Origin of the sequence: Sphingobacterium paramultivorum (genome assembly GCF_014109745.1) — a bacterium.
GTDB classification, from domain to species: domain Bacteria; phylum Bacteroidota; class Bacteroidia; order Sphingobacteriales; family Sphingobacteriaceae; genus Sphingobacterium; species Sphingobacterium paramultivorum.
Genome location: NZ_CP058555.1, coordinates 231,294 through 255,835, shown reverse-complemented (window position 1 = coordinate 255,835; position 24,542 = coordinate 231,294). Strand labels below are relative to the sequence as shown.

The window sequence follows — 24,542 nt, the reverse complement described above, 5'->3', positions numbered from 1 at the left end:
TTGATGAAGAACCCATTACTCCGAAATACCCAACAAGCAAGTGCATTTTTTGGAGGCTATGTTCTTCGCATCGACCAGCAGGACAAATATTTTCCACAATGTTGTGGTGATCTTTCAGATATCCATTATTGGGAAAAACTTACAAATGGAAAAGATGGCTTTTATGCAGGACATCCGCAACCAAAAGTAAAAGTAGACACGAACATAATTACGCTTGATTTTACTGTAGAAGAGTTTGACGAACACTTTGCCCCCACACCAAAAGATGTATTAGTTTCATTTGAAATCTCATCTTTAAAATCAGCAATTGAAATTGTAAAACAGGAACTCGAAAATTTTAAAGTAAGACTGGAGAAGATAAATCGGGACAACAATTTAAATATTGAAAGAATCTGCGAACTGTTGATATGGAATGATGAAGACTAGTAATAAGGAAAACGGAATGGCTAGATTATAGCCAATTTTAGAATTCAAGTATAGCTGTATTCACTCAAAATGAAATTGACTACATTAATCTGACTGATATGACCGCATCTTTTCGTGAAGGAAGTGGCCTAATTGGAAAATGGATTACTAATAAAAATACATTAGAGTATCTGAGGGTTTGGGAGAAGATAAATAATTCCGTTTTAATTACCCCGAATTCGGGGTAATTGAACAGGAAGCGGGGACAAATAGATTCATTATGTCTGTGGGCCAATGGATTGAACGAGCGAAGGCTGTAGGGATGATCGTAAAAGCTGGAAGATATAGAGGGACATTTGCAAATCTATTTCTTATCCTATGCAAAGTCGATCGAAGAACAAATCTGTTAAATTTGTAAGACTGCAAATGATCAAAATCCAGATAGAATGGATAAATATTCCTAATATGAAATCAATATTTGAGAAAAACATAAGAGAAGCGGTCATCGAAAGAATTAACTTATTACACGAGGACAGCGATGCTCTTTGGGGAAAAATGACAGTAATGCAAATGGTTAGGCATTGTATATTATGTGAACAATATTACCAAGGATACATAAAGGTTAAGCGTTCATTTTTAGGGCGAATGTTTGGTCAAAATGCGATAAAGGGGATATTGAAAGATGAAACAACAAGTTTTGGCAAAAATGCCCCCACATCCGCTGTATTTATCGTAAATGAAGACATACATGATTTAGAAATGGAGAAACGAAATTGGAAATTATTAATCGAGCGATATGAAACATTTGAAAAAGATACATTTGTACATTGGTTCTTTGGTAAAATGTCCAAAGCCCAATTAGGTCAGTTCATATACAAACATTGCAACCACCATTTAAAGCAGTTTGGAGCGTAACCCAAAAAGCCATGAAACCGCTACATGGGTCAGGCGTTATAAGGGGTTCGTTTTACGGCAGGTATCTGAAAATGGAATAAAGCCAATTTCATATCAGATTACCGAACAGTATAAGCTGATGAAGTATTTTATGAATAATCACGAACGAATGCTATCCGAGTTGGGGTCAGATTATTAAATCAAACTGGTTGCACTGGCCGAACCACATTTAACCAGACGTCCGAAACTCCACTTTTAAAATGTCCTGTTTTGAGAGGAGAGGTCAACTGGCAAAACTCACAAAATTTGGAAGTATCGAAATAGACGGAAATAGTGCTGGTTTTTTCACGATAGCAAACTTTGACTTTGGTATTTTTGTCAATAACACCAAGATAAAAGCTAGACTATTCAAGTATGATTATTCCGCGACAGAGTTAGAATTTTCAACGTAACTAATCATGAAGAATTGCCCCTACTTTAGCACCAATTATTTTTAACATCCTTTCAAATCCGACATCCGTCGGATGAGTACCGTCCACGGTTCCTTCCGAATCATCGCCTATTAAATGATCGGTTGGCAAGTAGTACAAGTCTTTATATCCGGCTTGCAGCAGTTTTTCATATTGTAATCTAAAATTCTTATTCTGCTCAGTCAATCTTGATTTCCACTTCAAATTGTAATTGCTTATCTCCCGTGTAATACTTTCTATTAACAATATAGGTACACCCGGATGAGATTTACGAAGCCGCGCTACAAAATTAAAGGTTCTTTCTTTCACCTCCTCGGGGCTACTATTTGGTACACAATCCAAAATGAACAAATCAACAGTACCGATATCACCGAGCATATCTGCGACAGCCGGCTCCATACGGGCATTTCCGCTCACTCCCATGTTAATCACATTAGCATTTAATCTGCGTCCTAATTGAGCCGGATAAGCTAAGCCTGGACGGCTTGCTGAGGCTCCATGGACAATACTTGACCCATAAACCACCACCGTTTTATTAAAAGATTGTCTAGTGGCTAAAAAGGAAGCTTTCTCATCAATAATCACCTCGAAATCCAATAATTCTTTGTACAAAGGAAAATAAAGAAGAAATTCTTTCTCGGTGTTAGCCATATCTTCGACCACTATAGCATTACTTTCTGCTTTCTTGAGATCGGGACGGGCCACCCCGGCAAAGCGCCAGCCGTTAGCTTCCTTCACATATGCATCAAATCCCCGTGACATAATTGGGGTCGAATTATTACCCAATTCCGCATCGACTGTTTTCCATCTCAAGGATAGTTTACCGGTATTGCTCTTAAAAGTGACATACATTCCAGTAGCGTGTGTATACAATTTCTTTACGGCAGCAGGAAGGCTTTTATACTTTAATGTGTCTACACGGTGATATCTAGGGGTATTTTCAAAAGGCTTACCTTGAATCTCAAATTTAGATGCAGGAATAACTTGTTGCGCATAGCTAGAAAATGAACTACAAATAAGGATGATAAAGAGAAGCGTATTGATCTTTTTTTTCATTGCACTTTAAATTAATGATGAACAAAAATCGTAATAAAATTCGCCCCCTATGGGGACGAATTTTATTATTTACTGAGCTTAAGCTCTATAAATGTTGGGTAATGATCAGAAATATAATGTGTATATTCATTTTTGACAATACCGCTTTTGGTAACCCGTGAGGCTGCTACTGAATTGGCCCAAATAAAATCAATACGTTTAGGATGACCGGTATTCTTTTGTTTGATATTCCCATTACCATCCTTAAAAGTCGGAACAGAACTTTCAAACTCCTTATGTAACAAACGATAAGTATCTTTAAACCCTGCTTCATGTAGTTTCCCCAATACAGAATAATCGATCGCTCCATTGTGCAAGTTACGGATGTGATCATGTTTTTGCTCACTTTGCTTCATTGCGTCCAAAACTTCCTTTCCATATTTGTCCTTGTCCGATATATCCAGGGAATTAAAGTCGCCCATAATGAGTATAGGTTCGTTACTCGGGATCTCATTGACTTGCGCCAAGATATCGGTCACTTCCTTCAATCGCTTCTCATAACTGAATGGCGAAAAATGAATGACAAAAAAGTGTATGCCTTTTATTTTCGCATAGATGTAGCTATGCCACATATTTTCAGTGACCTTCCTAAAATTGACCAAAGGATACTTGGAGGTAATGGCCACAGGAAATCCATCTTCCTTAGATTGTAAGACATAGTCGTGACCGATACGCTGTCCCAATTGTTCCAGTGTTTTTTGCGTATATCCATTCATTTCTTCCAGGGCAATCACATCCGGCTTCCAGTCCTCTGCAAAGTTTGCAAACCGATCGATATTGACCGAATCTTTCTTTAATCCATAAAGGACATTATACGAGACAATCTTTAATGTTTCCTGCGCATTTGCAATACACACATTCGCAGCTACAATGACGGCAATAACAAATAAATTTTTATAATTTTTCATTTTCTTTTTCTTTAAGTACCTGATTTATCCCAACCTTTATTCTGTTCGAGCTTGGTATTCAACTGTAGTTCTTGTGTCGGAATTGGATAGTAGTAATCTTTTTCCTCCGTCCATTTTTTGAGGATGTCCGGCAAATTGACAATACGGCCACCATTTTTTCCATTTTCCAAAACCAGTTCACCTAGTTTCTGATATTGGACACCAGGTTTTTTGGTAGGCGCAGTGCCTTCGTAAATCACCAGGTCCAATTTGCCATCTTGATCCAAATCGTATTCGCCTGCTCCAGGAAAATACATACCATAAAATGGTTTGGCAACTTTCGCTCCTTCTTTCCAGCGTAACAAGTCATTGTAGCGTAGACCTTCTTTTACAAGCTCGATACGGCGCTCTCGGCGAATTTCCAAGATTGCCCCTGTTTGGCCACTCTTACTAACATTGGGATAAGCAGCCAAAAGATAGGGATCAGCTTTGGAATTGGCATCGGCCAACACCAAATTGGGCATATTGACACGATCCCGAAGTAATTTAATGGATCTGTCAATATCATTCTGATTGATTGTACCCAATTCGGCCTTTGCTTCGGCATAGTTAAGTAATACTTCTGCATAACGGATAATGGGCATATCATTGGTGCTTTGCCCAGCATCAAAGCCCGGTGCAAGAATATACTTAATATATTGATAACCTGTTACTGATGTTGCAAAATCAGGAACTGATGTTGTATTCGCACCAATACGCTTGTAGCCAGGTGTGCGAACCGTCTGCGATAGCCGCGGATCGCGATTCTGCGTTTCTTCGTAAAACGATAGTTTATCAAAGTTAGGCTTGTCGGTAAATCGGCTTCCATCTTTCATCAAGTAATTATTCACAAGCTCTTTAACCATACCCGGACGGCCGTAAGAAGCGGACAAAATATAGAAATTCGCAGAATGGACAAAAGGAACAGATGCGCTATACTGCCGCGCCAAGATCATTTCTGCAGGATTGGCATCTTCTGCAATGAACAGCTCCTGATAGGCTTTATTTGGGTCACTTTTGTAGATACTGTAGGTATTGGACTTCATTAACTCGTCGGCGGCAGACACACTTTGCTGAAGCATGTCTTCCCAATCGCCCAAGCCATGGTATTTGCGAAATGTACCCTCAAATAAACACATGCGGGATTTAAAAGCCAAAGCGGTCCATTTGCTGATCAATTGAGCGCTTTTGGCTGTACTGCAATTGGCGATAGCAAAATCAAGATCTTCAAGTAATTTAGCAAAAACAACTTTACGTGAATCTCTAGGTTTGAACATCGCAGGATCATCCAGCTGATTTACTTTGTCATACCATGGTACGTCACCAAAGCGAACGATCTTGTCGTAATAAAAATATGCACGAAAAAATCGAGCAATACCATCATACTGCAACCGTGCTGCCTCATCTGCACATTTGTGCGAATTTTCAAGATAGAAATTTATACGGCGAAGGGACGTCCATGTCCACCCTCCTCCACTTGCTGGAGTAGTACGGGTGCCCTGAAACTCAGAAGCGAGCGTATTACGTGCTTCGTCATCGCCCTGACCCGGTGTATTGTAATGTATGGCCAGCGCATCAGGAAGATCTGCATAAAAAGCATTGGTAAAGGTCTGCAACTCGGAAGCGGTCCGAAAATAGTTTTCAGGGGCCAGCTCTGCTATGGGATATCGTTCCAGATAGTCGTTGTTGCATGAGCCAACCACAAGTCCAACAATAAGTGTAAAAATATTAAGATTTCTTTTCATGATGTTTTCATTTTAAATAATCGTCATGTATAAATTAAAACGATAACTGAGCTCCAAAAGAATAGACGCGGCCTACAGGATAACTCCGCCCCGTATTATCGCTCATTACTTGTTCGGGATCGATGTAATCGGTCTTCAACTTCGTCCAGGTATGTAGGTTTTCTCCACTGAAGAACACACGTAGCTTATTGATCTTTGCCTTTTGAGTAAGTGTGACTGGAAATGTATAACCTACAGTCAGATTACGCAGCTTTAGGTAGGCTATATCTTGCATATACATATCGTTGGCGACAGAGAGTTCAGAGTTTTGCGCTGTATAGCCGCGTAAAAAAGGGAAATAAGCATCAGGATTTTCTGGCGACCATATCTTATCCTGAAAATTAGACGGAATAAATGAATCGTATGGTCTGGCATAAACGGACCAAAAAGCTTGTGCTTCAAGATTAGGATACCAGTTTTGCTTCCCTACTCCCTGAAAAAAGACGGAAAGATCAATGCCATTCCAATTCGCTCCTAGGTTTAACCCATAGGAATAACGCGGTTGATCATTTCCGATAATGGTACGATCACCAGGATTGGAAAGCGTATTATCGCCAGCATCAATAATACCATCGCCATTGAGATCCAAGATTTTAATATCTCCTGCCTGAAGCATACGCAAGTCTGCTGTGGGAGCCTGAACACGACGCCTATTGATCTGATCTTGATTGACGATTTTCGCATACTCCTGTGCTTCTTCGGTTGTCTTGAAAAATCCGTCGTAATGATACCCCCATATTTCGCCCAATTTTTGTCCTGTATAATAATTGCTCAATAGCCCAGCATCGTTGGCAAACTTGGTAATTTCAGCCTGATAATCTGACAGCATTGCCCTAACGGAATAATTAAAAGGTTTTCCGCTTACATCAAAATGGTCCTTCCATAAAAGGGAAAGCTCAAAACCTTTGGTCTTGAGGTCGGCTGCATTCTCCTTGGGTTCAGATGCACCAAATACAGCCGGCTGGGTTTTGCCTTTACTAAGCATACCCTTTGTCTGCCGGACATAAAAATCAGATTGAAAATCGAGCTTGTTATTAAGTAAACTAAAATCAAGGCCAATGTTGCTGGTGGTAATTTTTTCCCAAGTCAATGTGGGCGCTACCGGAGCGGGACTATTGGCAACATTTAACTTTTGACCATTGACTAAATAGGAGATCTGACCTGTACCCATGGATGAAATATAAGCATAGGTATCCACCTCCTGGTTACCAAGTGAGCCGTACGAATACCTAATCTTCAGGTTATTGATCTTGTTTTTCAGTGGAGCGAAGAACTTCTCCTCGCTGATGCGCCAGCCTGTAGAAAAGGATGGAAAGAATCCAAAACGACTGTGCTTTGGAAAACGTGAGGTACCATCGTATCGACCACTTACCTCCAGCAAGTATTTGCCTTTGTAATCGTAATTGGCACGATAGAACCCTCCACGTACTGCCCATTCATCGCCACCTGCCTCAAACTGCTTCTCCCCGATCACCAAATCAAGATCATTTAAATTCTCAGACAATAGATCCTGACCGATTCCTCCAATGCGCTTATAAAAACGGTCTTCTTGATTAAAACCGCCCATTACAGTAAGGTGGTGATCGCCAAAATCTTTTTGGTAAGTAGCAAAAACATTGATAAAATGCCAAGCATATTTACCCATATTTTCCCGAAGCTTATCTTGATTCAAAGCTCCGAGTGAAGACAATTCGAGCTGTCCCGGATATTTCGAATAATACTGTTTGGTCTGTCGGTAGGAATAGTCAGAACGATATTCACGATAGGAATAGTTTCCAGTTAGGGATAGACCTTTTCCCAATTTCAAAACCGCTTCTGTCATATTGGTAAATTCTGTGCCCCGCGTATAGCCATGCATTGTGCCACTTTCGAGCGCATTGTGCAGGCCGTACCCAATAGGATAACTATTAATACCCGAATACCCCGTAAGTGTGCCATCCGGATTTCGCGGCACGTACATCGCATGATAATGGTAGGTCGGACTATTGCTCACGTTGTTGGCAACGGTACTGAAATTATTTTCCAGTCCGGCCCAATCATAGCTGGATTTGAAAAAATGTGTGCTATTGCTGATGGTCAGCCAGCTTCGGATATCTGACGCGATATTTGCACGTAGATTATAACGTCCAAATTTATCGGGATCAATATTGAATATCCCTTGTTCACTCGCCTTGGAACCAGATATCGCATAACGTGTATTGCCAGAAGATCCAGAAAAAGAAAGATTATGCTCGTTTTTTGGTCTTGTTTTTTTGTACAAATAATTGAACCAATCGAAGTTGGCATAGTAACGATATATGTCATTGCCACTAGCATCTTTCTTAACCACAACCCAGGGTCTATCCGGATTTTCAGTCTTATCGTTAACACGTGCAAGTAATTCTTCATAATCTTCATCGGTATAACGCGTGGTCCGATACCCTAATGCGTTGTACATAGCGTCATCGTTGATCTTCGCATTCCAATAACCACTCGTGATGAAATCAGTATTTGTGGCATGGGTAGTGAAACCAATATTATTATTATATTCAATGGAGGTCTTTCCATTTTTACCCCCTTTTTTTGTTGTGACCAAAACAACACCGAAGGCACCACGCGCTCCATAAACAGCCGCTGCGGAAGCATCTTTAAGCACCGTTACGGACTCTACATCATTGGGATTAATACGATCCAAGGTACCTAGAATACCATCAATCAAAATCAATGGACCACCACCGTTAATGGATGTGTTTCCTCTCACATTGACTGAACCACTTGTACCGGGTTTTCCTGATCCAAAGACAATGTTGAGATTGGGAATATTGCCCTGAAGGGCTTGGGTAAGCTGTGTGACAGGACGATCTTCAAACTCCTTACCCGATATTTGGCTCACCGCCCCGGTTAGGTTAACTTTTTTCTGTTCACCGTAACCGACTACAACGACCTCATCCATTGCAGTAATAGCGACATCTAGGCTAACTTGAATTTCATTTTGTCCATCTACATTTACCTCCTTGGACTGATAGCCTAACATTGAACATACAAGCTGATCATTATTTGTTTTAAGGCGGATCTCAAACCTACCATTGTCGTCGGTAGTTGTTCTATTATCCGTTCCTTTCTCCGTTATAATAACATTGCTAATTGGATTGCCCTTTGAATCGACCACTTTTCCCCCTACGCGACGCTGTTGAAGGACAAGAGTATTATTGAGACCTGGAACATATCGATTCCACGGGATTCCCGCTGCTGTAGAAGCTGGCTTGCTTAATACGACATTATTGTCCATAATCTTATAGACGATCTGATAGTTTGCAAGCACATCCTTCAATGCATATTCGAAAGTTACATTTTTGTAATCGACATCGATACGCTTGGCATTGCTTAGCAGAGTAGCTTTATACAGAATATTGTAACCGCTCTGTTCTTCTAAAACCTTTAATATGGTTTCGAGTTTAGCATTTTTCTTTTGGAAATTGACTCCTTGCCCAAATGTAATTGCACTCAACTGGAGGTTAGAGGCCAGCAACAAGGGAATCGCTAATGACATTTTCATAGCAAATTCTTTTTTGGCAGAGATCCTACTTTTAGGCAAAGGATCTCCATACCGTTTTTTTTTGTACTTTTGCATACGGTTGTAATGGTTTTTAAGTCTATTAAATCTTTTTCAGCCTGGTCTTTTCGAAGACAAATTCAGGGGCGGTCGTAACGCTCCTGAACTCTTCTTTATGGGTTATCTTTTCACATAAATTTTCCTCCCTTTCAATTCAAAATGAATATCTCCGACTAGTTCGATCGTACGGAGTAGTTTGTCGATATTATCATATCTTGACACTGTGCCCGAGAAAGCAAAGCTTTCGGGATGATAATCAAAGTGGACTTCCACGTCATACCATCTACTAATGATTTCCATGACTTCGTCAATAGGTGTATTGTAAAAAGCAAATTTTCCTTCTTTCCAGGCAATGAAATAGCGCGGGTCAACAGCCGTCTTTAGAAACTTTTTGCTTGTAAATTGAAACACAGCTTGTTCAGCAGGACTTAAGTAGAGGTTGTCCTGTGGGCTATCTTGAACATTTAATTTCACCTTGCCTTCCACCAAAGTTGTCACAATCGATTTGCCATAATTTTGAAGGTTAAATGCTGTCCCTAAAACTTCCAATTTCTGATTACCTGCATGAACAATAAAGGGCACCCGTCTTCCTTGATAGACCTGTTTAGCAACCTCAAAATAAGCTTCACCCTGCAATTGTACTTTCCTTTCATCACCGTTAAAACTAATTGGATAACGCAGTGTAGTGGCGGCATTCAGCCAAATCTTTGTGCCATCTGCCAATAGCAGCTTATATTCTCCACCTCGTGGCGTAACGATTGTATTATACGCTGTCTGCTGATTGCTAGTCCCTGAGCTTTTCAGACGATAGGATATAATACCTTTGTCGGATTTGATAATTTCAAACGCACCATTATCTATGATCGTATCCAATTTCAATTTTTCGAGATCTATACGCTCGCCACTTTCTAAAATTATTTCGGCTTTTTGGGATCCGGGAACTACCGCAGGTAGATTGCTGAACATTGCCCGGTCATCCGGTCTATTTTCTCGTATAAAGAAGAAGATCGAAGCAGATATACCAACTAGCAACAATATAGCTGCGATACTAACATACTTTATAATGTGATTTGATGATTTCTTTATAATTGGACTGGGAACAACTTGGTCTTTTATTCTTTCGTCTTCAATGATTGTCTTAAAAAGATTATCATGCGCAATTTGATTGTCAGGAGACTGCTCTATCTCTCCCTCGTCCATAAGCTGTTGCCACGCACTCAAAAAATCCGGGTCATTGAGATAATTGGCAAAATTTTGCTTTGCACACTCGTCTAATGTTTTTGCCAAAAATTGGCTGATAATAATCTTATATGCTTCTACTTTGGACATCCTTATCTATTGTACGCTATAATATTATTCGTACAACTAGGATCGATGAACTAGTCAAAAGATATTTTTTATTAAAAAAAGGATTAAAAGTAAGCCATCAAGTTTCAAACGTACAAACTGGCATGCTGCTACAAGATGGTTGCGTACGGTATTTTTGGAAATACCAATTTCTTCGGAAATTTCTGCATAACTCATTTCCTCTATTTTGCTCTTATGAAATACAAGTTTTTGCTGTGGCGGTAAGCAGGATACAATCGTCTTGAGCACTCTATCTAAATCTTTATGAGCGATCGTCCGCTCTAATTCATCACTCAGTTCATCCCATTCTGCTAATTGTGATACTTGATATTTTTGTCTAGACAGCTCTTTTCGAAACAAAGTGATGGCCGTTCGCTTTGCTACTAAAAATAAAAATGGAAAGATAGCTTCCGCAGAAGGGATTGAATTCCGTTTTAGAAAAAGTTGCACAAAAATCTCTTGCATAACCTCCTCCACGTCTAATTCGGAAGAACATACACGACGTACCTTGTGATACATCAAAGGCCTATAAAAATCAAAAATCTTTTTAAAAACCTTCTCGTCTCCCAATTTAAAGCGATTAAACTCATCAAGACTCAATGGAACTGCATTTAAATCCATGGTTATATTTTCCCTAGGTTACACTTGGTCTAAGCAACAAAACTTATATTAAATCTATATAAATGCAAGGTTATTTCAAAATGAAATATGAGTATCCCAAAATTTCAGTCAGTTTTCAACAGGACTACTTCCCGACAAACCGATCTATAGGCCATTCTTCCAAAAAAGTTTATTCACAACCGACACTATATATCTGGGCAATGTAATACCAAGATTACAAATAGAGATGGAAATCATCGTTAATGAGCTCTATATTTTGCCATGTTAGATTCTTTTCTGTAAATTCAAAAACCAGTAAAGTCATATGGATCATTTAGAACCTATACCATTATGGACATTGGTAGCTAACATCAAACAGGAAATTAGCTATGGTCAAGGAAAACTGCAAACCCGTTATGGCACGAAACAGTTTAGCCCGGGCACCAAGGTGTATATTATCGATTGGTATGCTGGGATGTGCCAAGCTATCACCGTAATAGGCTTGTCCAGAGATACGAAAAAATTAATTACCATCGTTATACGGGCCGAATGGATCGAAAACTTCCGAGTCAAGTTATGCTACAATCCTAAAGTATGCTCAAAAATAAAGACCTACTTTGATAAGGAAGAAACTGGAATGCAACGGTATACAGGAAAATTTGTAAATGATATGTTTATCGGTATACCCCAATGGATTAAACCGCTCAGTTAGTTGACAGCGGATCAGTGAATATAATATAACAGTATCAATTCCTGTTGCTATATAATCCATAATTTAAGGATTATCTTCTCTATATCTTAGAAGTGTTATCTTGTTTTGATATAAATTATAAAATTGCATCACACGTTTCTACTTTAATCCCCCCTTCTGTTGGCGTGATCTCTGACCATAGCCAGTTAAAATACTGAATCACTTGCCGAGCTGAGATCATGGGCCTATCGGCGGTGGTGTGTCCATCAGCAACCACGGTAATAGAATAGTCTCTCGTCAAGGCTGATTTTATAGTGGCATCCACACAGAAATCTGTAGCACATCCGGTCACGATCAGTTCCTTCACTCCGCTAATTGTTAATAATGATTGAAGTTCTGTTTTATAAAACGAATCATTGGCTGTTTTAGAGACACATATGTCTGCGACCCCTCTAATCAACTCAGGTAACAAAGACCACTCTTCTGTCCCCGGCATGAAACAGTTTTCCTTTGTCCCATCATGCTGAATAAAAATGACCAGGTCTCCGTTCTTTCTGAATGCATCAGAAAGTCTGTTTATCCGATCAATAACAGCAAAGGTATCCTGCCTCAGCTCATAGGGTCTAAAACTCCCCAGTTGCATATCTATAATTAATAAGGCTCTCATTTGTAAACTAAATCTATATTATTGATAAATATACCGAATGTTCATTATTCAACATCATCCGTCTGGTATCGGACAAAAATTTAGATAAAAACATTTTTTATATAGGAACAATTCAAGCAATCAAACCAGGGGATTCGAAGTAAAAGGAAGAAGGGCTCAATTATATCTTTATAACCGAGCCCTTACAATCTATGTGAACCTCCCTTTCTCGTATGCTATTTGATATGAAAATGAGCGTTATTCCATTACTGCGTCAACACTTACTCCACCAAATTATTAGAAATATCCAAGCTCTCACCAGTGGTATATAACCTGTAAGTAGGATCTTCAATATTTCGGATGATATTGTCGGTAATCTTTCCAAAAATATTATTGCTGCTTTGTAGTCCGCGCTTAAGTTTTACAGTTGGAGAGCCGATCAAAACATTATCCGAAACAAGTAAATTTTCATTTGCATCGACACGTATGCCAGAACCTCCAGCGACCATAGTTACAGTATCATTCGAAATGGTATTCCCCGTACATTTTAATACATTGATGGCCGAGAGATAAATATAATAGAGCTGACAATTGCTGATCCGATTGTCTGTGATAGCTATCCTTTCAAATCCAGTTCCTGTCGATTTAAATGTGTTGATACCGTTTTTAAATCCACTTTTGATCTGGTTTCCACTCACATTGATATCTGATGATCTGCGTGCCGAAGAAGATTGAATATCGATACCTGCCTCATTGGAACCATTCCCCTCGATAATATTTCCCTGTACGGAACAGTTGTTGACCGTATATAATGAGATGCCCGTTTTCTCAACCGCCAAAATAACATTGTTGGCTATAATAGTACCACGGCTACCGATGACAGAATTGGTAACACCGATCCCGTCTATCGTCGATTTTTCAACAAGATTGCCGGTACAGGTCACCTCACGGGATCCATTGATCGAAATCGCCGCCGGGCTCAACTGCCTATTTACTGTACATTTATTTCTTCCAATCAAGGTATTTCTTACAATATTATCGCTGACAACAGCCTTTTCAACAGTTTGAAGATAGATGCCCATCCCTTTTGCGTCTGTACCTGTACCATCCGAGATATTCTCAACAATATTGTTGGAAATGACAATATCGTCTATTACTTGCAATGGATCCAAATCAGTTCCGAGATGGTAAAATACAATACCGTATTCACTTTTATCTGAGATCCGATTGCCAGTGATGATATAATTGCTTCCGCCGCCCATACAATGGATACCATAGCTATTACTGCCGATGAAACTGGAATTGGTGCAGGTAAATCCGATACTCCGAGCTGTGGTGGTAATTGAATAGCCAAAGGACAGGTCAAACATGCTCCGATTTTGGTAAAAACGGCAATTGTCAACAGATAGATAATTTGTCCGAATACTGAGTATACCTCCTCGTGTCGCATTAAAGACTTCACAGCGGTCGAATGAAATTTCGCTACAGTCGGAGATGTAAACATTGTGGTAGTAGGTTCCACTTTCACCTTGCGGAATTTCAAATTGACCGACCCCCTTTAATTTAAGCCCTTCAAATGCAACTTTTGAGGAATTAGTGAGGTTGATAAAATTCCGTCCAGCCACATACTGATACAAACCGCCGTTATTCGAATAGAATTTGATATTATTTGCCTGGTCAATCTGAATATTTTTGATTGCATAAAACCCATCAAAGTATACATTCAGTCCTTTTATAATAGCGACATTCACAAGCTTCTGAAGCTGTACGGTATTGTCAGTAATAGTGGTACTGACGCCAAAATAACGTACATCGATCTGATCCACAAATTCGTGTATCAGCTTGTTACTTTGAACAGCAATAACACGACCACCATCGTCTGCTCCGGGATCTGGACTTACTGGAGCTAAGTAATAAATAATCGGTGCCGCTGTATCTCCTTTTTCGTAATAGCCTAATAGTTCCACCCCATTGTAGGTTCCATTTTGCAATGCTGTGATTTCACTTGCAGATAATGCACGCATATCTGCCATCGTGTTCTTAACTAAAAATTGATTTGCCATATTTCTTTTCTTTTAAAGTATATAGCAAAAGTAGCCTGGCTTGCACCGCAAACTGAGGAAAAGAAGGGGTATGTAAGCGGTAGTGAGGAGATACCGAAAAGTCTGAGTTGTCTTTACTGTCGGGAATATTAATATAAATGGATCCGATGGAAATTCATTAGGTGAACTTGAAATCGCTAAAGTTGATATGGGTCGATTTTATTCACAAGTAGAAATATCTGTGAAGCTGTTTACTATAAATGGAGTTATAACAAGCACAATCCCCCTTTCGAAAAAAGAGATTAAAGAAATCAAGAATCAAAATAATAAATAGATATAAATGAAACCCAACTCACAAAAATTATTAATATTGAAATGAGTTAGATTTTAGAGGTAGGTACAAGCAAGTAAAAAAACAGCTTTTGGTGGTGCTAAAAATTTCGTCTTGTTTACAACGGAACCTATTCATATAAAGATTTTTTGTTTATTTTTGAAATATAAAAAAGGTCCAAATTTTTAATGGCATTACGCATAAAGTTAAACCTTTGTGGTTTTAAACTTCTTCTTTTGCTTACCCTCTTTAGCTGTTCTACAAAGAAGAATTATAATGACTGGGTTGATATAGACCAAAACAACTGCAGCAGCTATAGCCAACGAGGTAAAGGTTATACAGATGAGGAGGTATTTCCTTTAATAAAAGGTAAAGTAAGAATGTGCCATAATAATGAAAATGTTCCTTCTGCTAAAGTTTTTTTTCTTAGTTCAGAGAGTGATACAATTGGTACAGCCATCACCGATAAAAATGGAGAATTTTCGCTAACGGTCCCATCCGAGGGATTGCTCCATGGAAAAATTATTGTAGATACATTTGGAACGGGGATGACTATCGAACATGTTTACATTGCGCCAAATTTTAAAACCTATGTCTTAGACATAAAATTACCAAGGCAGCCCATGTATATTAATGAAATAGGTTCAAAAAAGGATCAGAAAAAGTTGAGGAAAGAAGTTGAAAAAGCAAATAGAAAACATAAATAGATGTAGCAATGAGGTTTGGGGCTTTAAAATTTCACTATATTTTTTGATCTTTTGTTTCTCGTCCTGTTCTATCATCCAATCGAGAACGGAAAAAGTTAAGATTCTCGGAGGATATGAAGCTTCAAGCTTTCTAGACGAGAACACTTCTCAGGACTCAGTAACAATTTCAGGCGTTGTCACTGCAGCTAAGACAAAAAGAAAGGTAATCAATGCCGAGATAAGATTTTTAGATTCTGAAGGAAATACACTTAAAAAAATATCTTCTGATAACAACGGGTCTTTTCATACAAAACTGGCAAAACTCTCAAAATTTGGAAGTATCGAAATTGATGGAAATAGTGCTGGTTTTCTCACTATAGCAAACATTGACTTTGGTATTTTTGTCAATAGCACCAAGATTAAAGCAAGACTTTTCAACTATGATTATTCTGCAACAGAGCTAGAACTTTCAAAGAAAGAAGATCGAGACCAGCTAAAGCGAGAGATAGAAGAAATGAAAAAACAAAAGAAGTAATTTCTAGTATTTACCGCCACTCTTAGGGATTTATTTACTTTTTATAAGTTAATATCGGAATTTTTCTCAAGCGAGATAGTTCGTGCGTCGTTGAAGCATAAAGTATTGGGTTTAAATAATGTTTAGATTTATTTATAAAAAAAACAACTAGAGACGGTCTTATTTTTCTAACCGCAAGATCAATATCTTCAATTAAAGTGTTCGTCGAGGTTCTGAGAGCATATTTAACCTTAACCGCAACTCCTATTCTTTTGAACAACCGCGCTTCTAAAAGCGTAGCTTTAAGCATAATTTCTCTTGGAGAGACAATATGCAATAATTTAATTTCAAAATTAAGTGTTTTTACAAACTCTACAATCTTCTTGATTTCCTTTTGATAATTAGTCATATCTGAAGCGTAACAAATACTATCTATAGTTTTTGTCTTATAAAAACTAGGCACACTAATCACGGGAACTGGAGATTTCGCAATTAATTTGTTTGCTGTGGCACCAATCGTCTTTTTTAATCTTCCTCCCCCCTGAATACCATGGCATATACAGCTACATTTATGCTTGGACACGCATCTCAAAATAGTGGTCACTGTATTTGGATTCATCTGAAGGTCGATCTCAAAATTGACGGCAGGCGCTTCTATGTTACTAAAAATTCGATCTAAAAACTTGTTTAACTTAGTTAATATAAAATCTCTTCTGACTTGACGGTAATTTTCAAACCTATGAGGTCTCCAGCTTTTGGGTTTCAAAAGATGATAAACATGCACAATAATCAAATTAGCACCTTTTAACTGTGACAATTTATAGGCAAAATGAATGGCTGAAGTAGAACCAGCCGAAAGATCTGTAGCTACCAGAATTTTTTCCATACATCCTCATCATTTTTCGCTAAAATTACTTTTAGAATAATACAGATACAATGATGGCTATCAGTTAAAACACTGATCGTTAGCGTAAAATATGCTTCACAGATAATTTGATGATATACATTTTTCAAGATTTGGAGAGAACACCTTATACAGGCATTTTAGGGAAGGTAATTATAATTGTTCTGATGAAAACGGGGCTGTAAACCGTTTGTTTAGCTTTTCATCTTTATTAAACCGCCAAGATCCATAATGTGGATCTGACTTCCATTTCTTTCTATTAATCCTCTTTCTCTAAAATCGGTAAGTATTCTACTAACCGTTTCTGTAGCGATACCGGCAAGTCCAGCAAGTTCGTCCCTACAAATATCTATTTGGTCTATTGGGACTGCATTCTTATTTAACCTAATTAATACTTGTGTAAGTCTTTTTCTCACAGACTCATAAGCAAGCTCGACGAGTTGATCTTTTTTTTCGCGTAAATTGGCTGATAATATTTTAATAAAGTGTTGATTAAGTCCAACATGTTCGTTTAACAAGCCAATAATTGCACTTTTAGATATAAGATAAAGAGATGAATCCTGAGTAGCTTCGGCACTTTCAAGCCAAGGATCATCTAGCAACAAAGTATCCAGACCAATAAAACTGTTTGGTTTATACAACCCTGTAATCATTTGTCGACCATCGTCTGTTAGTTTCAAAGTTTTAATACAACCTTCGATCAATAGATAAAGCCATTGCGAATGATCGCTTTCGTAATACAACGTTTGTTTCTTTTTGATATTTCGTATTTTGCATTGAGAAATAAGATCGAACAGTTTTTCCCAGCCTGTACCATTATGGGGATGATTGTTATTCGCCTCGCTAATCGGCAATGATGTCTGATTCTTATTCTTGTTAATTCGACCTTCTACAGATCTAACAAGCTGATCGCCCTGAAATGGCTTGGTGACAAAATCATCAGCGCCACATGCTATCCCTTTTTTTACCATATCTGGAGTCGATAAAGCATTTAAAAAGACGAAGGGTATTTTAGTAGTTGATGGATTTTTTGACAATATAGATAATACACCAAAACCATCTATATTTGACAACACAGTATTGCATAATATTAAACTAGGATGTTTACTTAATGCTAGATTAATCCCTATTTCGCTATTAAATGCTGCTGTTACTTCATACCCTGAATTTTTTAATAAATCCGAATATTTACCCAGTAAATCCAGATCATTTTCGATAATTAAAATATTATTCATTTTTGTCAATACCTGTATAAGATAATTCATAAATCTACTTCTAATTCTGCTTTGCGACAATTTTTTCTTAAAAAACATAGCTTTTCAGCGACAAAACCGATCAAAATATGTGACCATCGTCACTATAAACCCTGACAAGCATCATTTCACACAAAGAACATTTGAAGGAAATTTATATGAAAAGTAATTATGGCCTAAAAATTAAGAGAATTATGAACGCTATCATATCGGGGAAGGATTTTTTTAAAGTTGGTTTAAATCCCGAAAGCAGCAGAGCTGCCTCAAAAGATTCTTCGCAAAAACATGCAGGTAGTATTGTAGAATCCATTATTAGAAAGCAAGGTCATAATATAAGTAAGCTGGCCAAATATATGAAGATTAGCAGGTGTACGTTATACAAATGGTTTGAGCATGATACTTTACCTTTTGATATATTAGTTAGAATTGGCTCTTATACTAATTATGATTTTTCTTCTGATTTTCCCGAAGTTTTTCGCTCAAGTTCAGAGGCTGAAATAGAACAGCATCCTTTACAAAACCCATCCAAAGAAAATGAGAAGATTGACTATTGGATAAGAAAATATATCCTTCTGTTAGAAAAATATAACGAGTGTCTAATAAATCAAAATCACTCTCAAAACCCCAAATAACTTTCTTAATTCGCTATCTTCTTTAAAAAAACATCCCTTTTATCTTTTCCGTTAGCTTATATGTACTAAGGTCACTAAAACTTGGTTATGATCGTGCTTAGGATATAACGCCCGATTTGTACCCATCTTTATATACCTCACCATAAAGACTACACAATACCTGACGGGCTCCTCCCCCATTCTATCTGCTATATGCATTTTTCTTTTGGTTATCTGTCGTTTAAAACTGTAAAGAAATCAAAATGTTTAAACTGAGAAATGCAAATATCCTGTTTTACTACTTTTCTCAAATTGATATACAACAAAAATTACATTCATCAAACATTAAATACAACCAAGTATTATACATATAGTAATTCACTTTTTTTACAACTCCTGGTAAATCTGTTGAACAAAACCGTAAACTATTGTAAAACCGGTATACCATTTATACACTTTAAATACAAAGTAATCTGCCGCATAAATTATTGATAGTTTTCTATATACCTTAGTTGTCAAGAAGTTTTGCACATTTTAAGATATAAAATCATGAAAACAAAACACCTGTTAATTATTATATATATACTCACTTTTAGCTCATGTGCGCAAAAAAGAGAGTTGGCTTATTTCAGCAATTTAGCTCCGCAAACCGCCGAGAAAACGATACAAGACGAATCAATAAAAATACAACAAAACGATCTTTTGAGGATAAATATAAATAGTCTTAACCCGGAATCAAACACGCTATTTACGGTTAACCGCCAAAATGCAGCAGGAGCTACCTATGAAGGACCGGCAGGTTACAGAGTAGCTAAAGATGGAACGATTACTCTCCCCGTAATAGGTAATATTAAAGTGGAAGGTTTGACTATTACGCAAACCCAGGATGCATTAATAGAAAAACTAGCTAAATATGTCAAAGAACCAATGGTTGAAGTACAACTTTTAAATTTTAAGATTACCGTAATCGGAGAAGTAAATAAACCCTCGAGCTTTATCATACCTGGCGATCATATTAATTTATTAGAGGCGCTTGGTATGGCAGGTGATATGACGGTTTATGGTAAACGAGAAAACGTATTAGTCATTAGAGAGCAAAATGGGAAAAGAATAATGAAAAGGTTGAATTTAAACAAAGAAGATGTGCTTAATGATCGCTTTTTTAATCTGATGCAAAACGATATAGTTTATGTGGAGCCGGATAAATCTAAAGCTATAGAGTATAGCCCTAGCACGAGAATTATGCCTATTGTTATTGCCTCTATATCGGCAGTTGCTGTCCTGATTTCATCCATTTTAAGAAATTAATTACTTAAGGAATAAGATCATGTTTGCAGAAAAGAACTTAAACGGCCCTAAAGATGTTGCAGAAGCTTTGAAAAGTTTTACCAAAAACTGGCCCTATTTTTTAATTAGCATTACGACAGCAATAGCTTTCGTTTATGGCTTCTTGTTCATAACACCTCCTGTTTATAAAATTAGTAGCACATTGTTAGTACAAGACGATAAAGAGGGTGCTTCTATGTCTAACGGCACTGCTTTTAGCGATTTGAACATGTTTCAAACCACTAAAACAGTTGAAAATGAAACTGAAATTTTCAGATCAAGAGATTTGATATCTAAAGTTTTAAAAGATTTGAATCTTGAGACATCATACTTTCAGAAAGTAGGTTTTAAAACAAAAGAGTTATACGGTAATACATTACCTATTAAAGTAGAAGTACAGGAATTGAAAAAAGGAGCTTATTCCAGAGCTATAGAAATTACATCTATTAACAACAACCAATTTCGTTTAACAGTTGGTAATATTAATATGATTGCAAACTATAATCAACCTATCAAAAATAAAAACTACACAATACTAATAAAGAAAGGTCCTGCTTTTAAACCTGAATATGGAAAAATAAATATTCAATTTCAAGATCTGTATAAACTGACAGAGTCATATAGCTTAGCTAGGTTGAATATAGTTCCTGTAGTTAAAGATGCTAATACTATTGTAATTAGTTTGAACGATAATATTCCGCAACGGGGATTAGATATTTTAACAAATCTTATTGAAAACTATAATACTAATAATGTAAACAATAAAAATATTATCGCTCAAAATACAATTAAGTTTATAGATAACAGATTAAAATATTTAATAAATGACCTCGCCGGAGCGGAACAAGATGTAGAGAACTTCAAACAACAAAATCAAGTGACCGATTTCGGTATAGATGCGCAATTAAATGCAACAAGATCGGTTGAATACAATCAATTGTTAGCGGAATCAGTTGTAAAGCTCGGCCTAGTAAAATCTATAGAAGGTTATTTTCAAAGCAATCAGGCACAAGGCAGTTTAGCGCCAAGCGCCATGGGAATAGAAGATCCTATACTAAATGTAATGATCGGAAAGTTTAATGATTTACAGTTAGAAAGAAACAGAATGCTTCGTACAGCTAATGCTGAAAATCCTCTTGTTTTAAATTTGAATGAGCAATTATCAAGTTTAAAAAGCAACATTCTGGAAAACTTAAAGTCAATTAAAAGTGGGTTTAATATTCAGAACAAAAATTTACAAAAAAATTATTCGCAATTCTATAGTAAAAGTAAATCTGTCCCTACAATAGAAAGAGGACTTTTAGAAAGAAGTAGAGATCAAAGTGTGAAAACTGGGCTATACCATTACTTGTTGCAAAAACGTGAAGAAACAGCATTATCATTGTCTACAACTGTACCTACATCACAAGTTATAGATAGACCAGCTTATAATACGACACCTATTGCTCCAAAAGCACAAATGCTTTATTTATGTGGTTTTGTCTTCGGATGCTTAATACCTGCAGGGTTTATTTATGTTAGGGGATTTTTTAACAATAAAGTGAGGGATGCCAGAACAATTGAGCTTACAGGTGCAAAATTGCTAGGTGAACTTTCCCACAATCTAGATAAAAGTACCAATGTTTTTCAAACAGACCATCGCTCCACTATTTCCGAGCTATTTAGGTACATACGCATGAATTTAAGCTTTATGACAAATCAACGTCATAAAATGATATTGGTTACATCAAGTATGAAAGGGGAAGGAAAAACATTTTTTAGCATCAATTTGGCGACTACATTAGGAATGCTTAATAAAAAAGTTGTTATTGTAGAACTTGATTTGAGGAGCCCCGTACTATTAAAAAAGTTAAAATTATCATCAACGCTAGGAGTTACAGATTATCTTGATGATGAGTGTATTTCTGTAGATGATATTATCCAACCCAGTCTATTATCAGATAATGTCAGTGTAATTGGGTGTTCAGAAATTCCAAAAAACCCAGCAGAAATGATAATGAGCTCCAGAGTTGATGAACTCCTAAGTGAATTAAGAAAACGCTTTGACTATATAATTGTAGATACATCCCCTGTTGGACAAGTAGCTGATGCTTTCAGCTTAGCGCCTTATGTAGATGTAAGCATTTACCTGGTAAGATATAATTACACGAATAACGATCAATTAGGTATCCTGAAAGATATTAACGACGAAAATAAGCTTAAAAATCTAATGGTAGTATTTAACGACGCTAAAAGAGGAAAGAACCAAAAGTATGGTTATGGTGGCTACGGATATGCCATGCCTAACTAACACGCTTCTTAAAAGAAAAAAATAGATCTATTACAATATTTAAAGCAATAACTATTATAAAAACAAACTTACGCTGCACCTGATTTGAAATAAATGATCTTTAAATAATTATTTTAGCCGCCTCCAATTTACCCTTTATCTAATTACTTCACAAAACACACGCTCATCACTGTAAGTGATATGGCGAAGCCTTGCACCCCAAAGTAGCAAACTAGTATTTACACAATGTCCGGAAAACTCTATTGGGTCTAATAAAACAACACATTTTTTTACTACCTCTTAACAAATCTGACAATGGAAATGGCATTAAATTACAAAAGAAAACTTAAAAAAAACTGGCTGGTTATTTATGTACGTCCTCGTTGGGAAAAAAAGGTTGATAAGTTGTTGCAGGAACAAGGGATTGATACTTTCTGTCCCTTAAGAACTACAGAAAACCAATGGGCGGATAGAAAAAAGATGGTAAGTGTACCACTTTTTACTGGTTATGTTTTTGTTAAAATAGATGATAGAGAGCTTACAAAGGTCAGATATACGCTTGGAGTAGTTAACTATATCTATTTTATGGGGAAGCCAGCTGTGATAAGGGAGTCAGAAATTGAACAGCTTAAGGAACTGGTGAAAACATATAATAACCTTGAAATAATTAACCTAAAAGATCTTTCGCCTGGTGATAGAGTAAGAATTAAAAGTGGCTTATTCTACAATCATGAAGGTAAAATAATCAAAGTACAAGGAAAAACAGTCCTGATGTCGCTTGACCATATAGAATGCGCATTGGTAACCTGTATCGAGATTAATCATCTTATAAAAGCTTCACCTTTAAACACAGCATTATGCACAAGATAGAACCCGTAAGAATAGCCATAATTGGCCTTGGGTATGTTGGACTTCCACTCGCAGTAGAGTTTGCCAAAAAGCATAAAGTCATTGGTTTTGACATTCTTCAACGAAGGGTGGATGAACTTAACGAAGGCAAAGATTGTACTTTAGAGGTAAGTGAAGAAGAACTCAAAAAAGTGCTAACTTTTGACTATACAGTTCAAAATGGACTGTATTGCACGAGCGAAAAAGACAAATTAAATTCTTGTAAAGTTTTTATCATCACCGTTCCGACACCTGTTGATAAAAATAATAGACCAGATTTAACGCCATTAATAAAGGCTAGCACTCTAGTAGCAAGTGTATTAAAAAAAGGAGATATTGTTGTTTATGAATCGACTGTATATCCTGGTGTGACAGAAGATGAGTGTGTTCCTGTTTTAGCAGAAAAATCAGGACTAGTTTATAACGAAGATTTTTTCGTAGGATATTCGCCAGAACGGATCAACCCTGGTGATAAGGAACATACAGTTGCCAATATATTAAAAATAACTTCGGGCTCTACACCTGAAACGGCCACTACAATTGACAATCTTTATAGATCTGTAATTGGGGCAGGCACCCACAAAGCTTCATCAATAAAAGTTGCAGAAGCAGCAAAGATTATAGAAAATACACAAAGAGACATCAATATTGCCTTTGTTAATGAATTAGCGATGATTTTTAACAGGCTGGGTATAGATACCACTGAAGTGCTTACTGCTGCAGGTACAAAGTGGAATTTTCTGAATTTCAGACCAGGTCTGGTAGGTGGGCATTGTATAGGTGTTGATCCGTATTACCTTGCACAGAAAGCACAAGAAGTTGGTTATCATCCTGAAATTATTTTGGCTGGGCGTCGCGTAAACGATGGAATGGGAGCTTATGTAGCAGATCAGCTTATTAAACAAATGATCTATAACGGCACGCATATCATAGATGCAGAAGTGTTGGTGTTAGGATTTACTTTTAAGGAAAATTGCCCCGATGTAAGGAATACAAAGGTAATCGACATAGTTAGGAGGTTAGAAGAATATAAAGTAAAGGTCTGCATTCACGATCCTTGGGCCAATTCAGATCAAGTTAAACAAGAGTATGGCGTGATTTGTCAGAACGGGGAATCGAAAAAGAGACAATACGATGCAATTTTAATAGCCGTTGCTCATCAGGAATTTAAACACCTGGACCTTACAAAGCTCTGCAAAGAAAATACAGTCGTTTACGACATCAAATCAGTCTTGCCAAATACCATGGTAAGTGCACGCTTATAACAA

Annotated in this window: 21 protein-coding genes; 11 read left to right on the top strand and 10 right to left on the bottom strand. The window is 37.2% G+C overall.

Annotated features, from left to right (window positions below; all coding sequences use genetic code 11):
• The first annotated feature begins 3 nt into the window (after positions 1-3).
• The 3 genes from HS960_RS01095 to HS960_RS01085 all read left to right on the top strand — a co-directional run bounded on the left by HS960_RS01095 (position 4) and on the right by HS960_RS01085 (position 1,320).
• Positions 4-426 carry a hypothetical protein gene (locus tag HS960_RS01095; protein ID WP_182331045.1) on the top strand — a complete coding sequence of 141 codons (423 nt, stop codon included), beginning with the start codon at positions 4-6 and terminating at the stop codon, positions 424-426.
• 50 nt (positions 427-476) lie between these two features.
• Positions 477-653: a KilA-N domain-containing protein gene (locus HS960_RS27090; RefSeq protein ID WP_394353591.1), complete on the top strand. Its 177-nt coding sequence runs from the start codon at positions 477-479 to the stop codon at positions 651-653.
• Positions 654-870: 217 nt separating this feature from the next.
• Positions 871-1,320: a DUF1569 domain-containing protein gene (locus tag HS960_RS01085; protein ID WP_182331044.1), complete on the top strand. Its 450-nt coding sequence runs from the start codon at positions 871-873 to the stop codon at positions 1,318-1,320.
• 431 nt (positions 1,321-1,751) lie between these two features.
• On the opposite strand, the gene HS960_RS01080 is transcribed toward HS960_RS01085, so the two are convergent.
• The 6 genes from HS960_RS01080 to HS960_RS01055 all read right to left on the bottom strand — a co-directional run bounded on the left by HS960_RS01080 (position 1,752) and on the right by HS960_RS01055 (position 11,134).
• The gene (locus HS960_RS01080) at positions 1,752-2,825 is read right to left on the bottom strand and encodes an SGNH/GDSL hydrolase family protein (protein WP_182331043.1); all 1,074 of its coding nucleotides are present in this window, start codon (positions 2,823-2,825) and stop codon (positions 1,752-1,754) included.
• A gap of 65 nt (positions 2,826-2,890) precedes the next feature.
• Complete coding sequence (locus HS960_RS01075) at positions 2,891-3,772, bottom strand: endonuclease/exonuclease/phosphatase family protein (protein ID WP_182331042.1); 882 nt, start codon at positions 3,770-3,772, stop codon at positions 2,891-2,893.
• A gap of 11 nt (positions 3,773-3,783) precedes the next feature.
• A complete protein-coding gene (locus HS960_RS01070; RefSeq protein ID WP_182331041.1) occupies positions 3,784-5,535 on the bottom strand; it encodes a RagB/SusD family nutrient uptake outer membrane protein in 1,752 nt (583 codons plus the stop codon).
• Positions 5,536-5,569: 34 nt separating this feature from the next.
• On the bottom strand, positions 5,570-9,109 hold the full coding sequence (locus tag HS960_RS01065) for a TonB-dependent receptor (protein WP_182331040.1): 3,540 nt from the start codon (positions 9,107-9,109) through the stop codon (positions 5,570-5,572).
• A gap of 177 nt (positions 9,110-9,286) precedes the next feature.
• Positions 9,287-10,495 carry a FecR family protein gene (locus HS960_RS01060; protein WP_182331039.1) on the bottom strand — a complete coding sequence of 403 codons (1,209 nt, stop codon included), beginning with the start codon at positions 10,493-10,495 and terminating at the stop codon, positions 9,287-9,289.
• A gap of 54 nt (positions 10,496-10,549) precedes the next feature.
• Complete coding sequence (locus HS960_RS01055) at positions 10,550-11,134, bottom strand: RNA polymerase sigma factor (RefSeq protein ID WP_159728092.1); 585 nt, start codon at positions 11,132-11,134, stop codon at positions 10,550-10,552.
• Positions 11,135-11,438: 304 nt separating this feature from the next.
• On the opposite strand from HS960_RS01055, the gene HS960_RS01050 reads away from it, so the two are divergent.
• The gene (locus HS960_RS01050) at positions 11,439-11,825 is read left to right on the top strand and encodes a hypothetical protein (protein WP_159728094.1); all 387 of its coding nucleotides are present in this window, start codon (positions 11,439-11,441) and stop codon (positions 11,823-11,825) included.
• Between the two features lie 115 nt (positions 11,826-11,940).
• On the opposite strand, the gene HS960_RS01045 is transcribed toward HS960_RS01050, so the two are convergent.
• On the bottom strand, positions 11,941-12,471 hold the full coding sequence (locus HS960_RS01045; protein ID WP_159728096.1) for a cysteine hydrolase family protein: 531 nt from the start codon (positions 12,469-12,471) through the stop codon (positions 11,941-11,943).
• 260 nt (positions 12,472-12,731) lie between these two features.
• Positions 12,732-14,513 (bottom strand): right-handed parallel beta-helix repeat-containing protein, encoded by a 1,782-nt coding sequence (locus tag HS960_RS01040; RefSeq protein ID WP_182331038.1) that lies wholly within the window; start codon positions 14,511-14,513, stop codon positions 12,732-12,734.
• A 498-nt stretch (positions 14,514-15,011) separates the two neighbouring features.
• On the opposite strand from HS960_RS01040, the gene HS960_RS01035 reads away from it, so the two are divergent.
• Together HS960_RS01035 and HS960_RS01030 are read left to right on the top strand one after the other, a co-directional pair.
• Entirely contained in the window at positions 15,012-15,530 is a 519-nt protein-coding gene (locus HS960_RS01035; protein ID WP_153847640.1) for a carboxypeptidase-like regulatory domain-containing protein, read from the top strand.
• Entirely contained in the window at positions 15,502-16,044 is a 543-nt protein-coding gene (locus HS960_RS01030; protein WP_159728103.1) for a hypothetical protein, read from the top strand. Before HS960_RS01035 ends, HS960_RS01030 begins: the two co-directional genes overlap by 29 nt.
• Before the next feature lie 34 nt (positions 16,045-16,078).
• Here the strand turns inward: HS960_RS01030 and HS960_RS01025 are convergent, their stop codons facing one another.
• The gene (locus HS960_RS01025) at positions 16,079-16,909 is read right to left on the bottom strand and encodes a universal stress protein (protein ID WP_159728105.1); all 831 of its coding nucleotides are present in this window, start codon (positions 16,907-16,909) and stop codon (positions 16,079-16,081) included.
• Between the two features lie 212 nt (positions 16,910-17,121).
• Entirely contained in the window at positions 17,122-18,162 is a 1,041-nt protein-coding gene (locus tag HS960_RS01020; RefSeq protein ID WP_228280157.1) for a response regulator, read from the bottom strand.
• 176 nt (positions 18,163-18,338) lie between these two features.
• Here HS960_RS01020 and HS960_RS01015 point away from each other — a divergent pair, with 176 nt between their 5' ends.
• From HS960_RS01015 to tviB, 5 genes are all read left to right on the top strand, one after another.
• Positions 18,339-18,812: a helix-turn-helix domain-containing protein gene (locus HS960_RS01015; protein ID WP_228280155.1), complete on the top strand. Its 474-nt coding sequence runs from the start codon at positions 18,339-18,341 to the stop codon at positions 18,810-18,812.
• 528 nt (positions 18,813-19,340) lie between these two features.
• Positions 19,341-20,099, top strand: coding sequence for a polysaccharide biosynthesis/export family protein (locus HS960_RS01010; protein ID WP_159728111.1), 759 nt, complete (start codon positions 19,341-19,343; stop codon positions 20,097-20,099).
• A 19-nt stretch (positions 20,100-20,118) separates the two neighbouring features.
• Positions 20,119-22,407 (top strand): GumC family protein, encoded by a 2,289-nt coding sequence (locus HS960_RS01005; RefSeq protein WP_159728113.1) that lies wholly within the window; start codon positions 20,119-20,121, stop codon positions 22,405-22,407.
• Between the two features lie 294 nt (positions 22,408-22,701).
• Positions 22,702-23,256: a UpxY family transcription antiterminator gene (locus HS960_RS01000; RefSeq protein WP_159728115.1), complete on the top strand. Its 555-nt coding sequence runs from the start codon at positions 22,702-22,704 to the stop codon at positions 23,254-23,256.
• A complete protein-coding gene (gene tviB, locus HS960_RS00995) occupies positions 23,244-24,539 on the top strand; it encodes a Vi polysaccharide biosynthesis UDP-N-acetylglucosamine C-6 dehydrogenase TviB (RefSeq protein ID WP_159728117.1) in 1,296 nt (431 codons plus the stop codon). Before HS960_RS01000 ends, tviB begins: the two co-directional genes overlap by 13 nt.
• Positions 24,540-24,542: the final 3 nt, after the last annotated feature.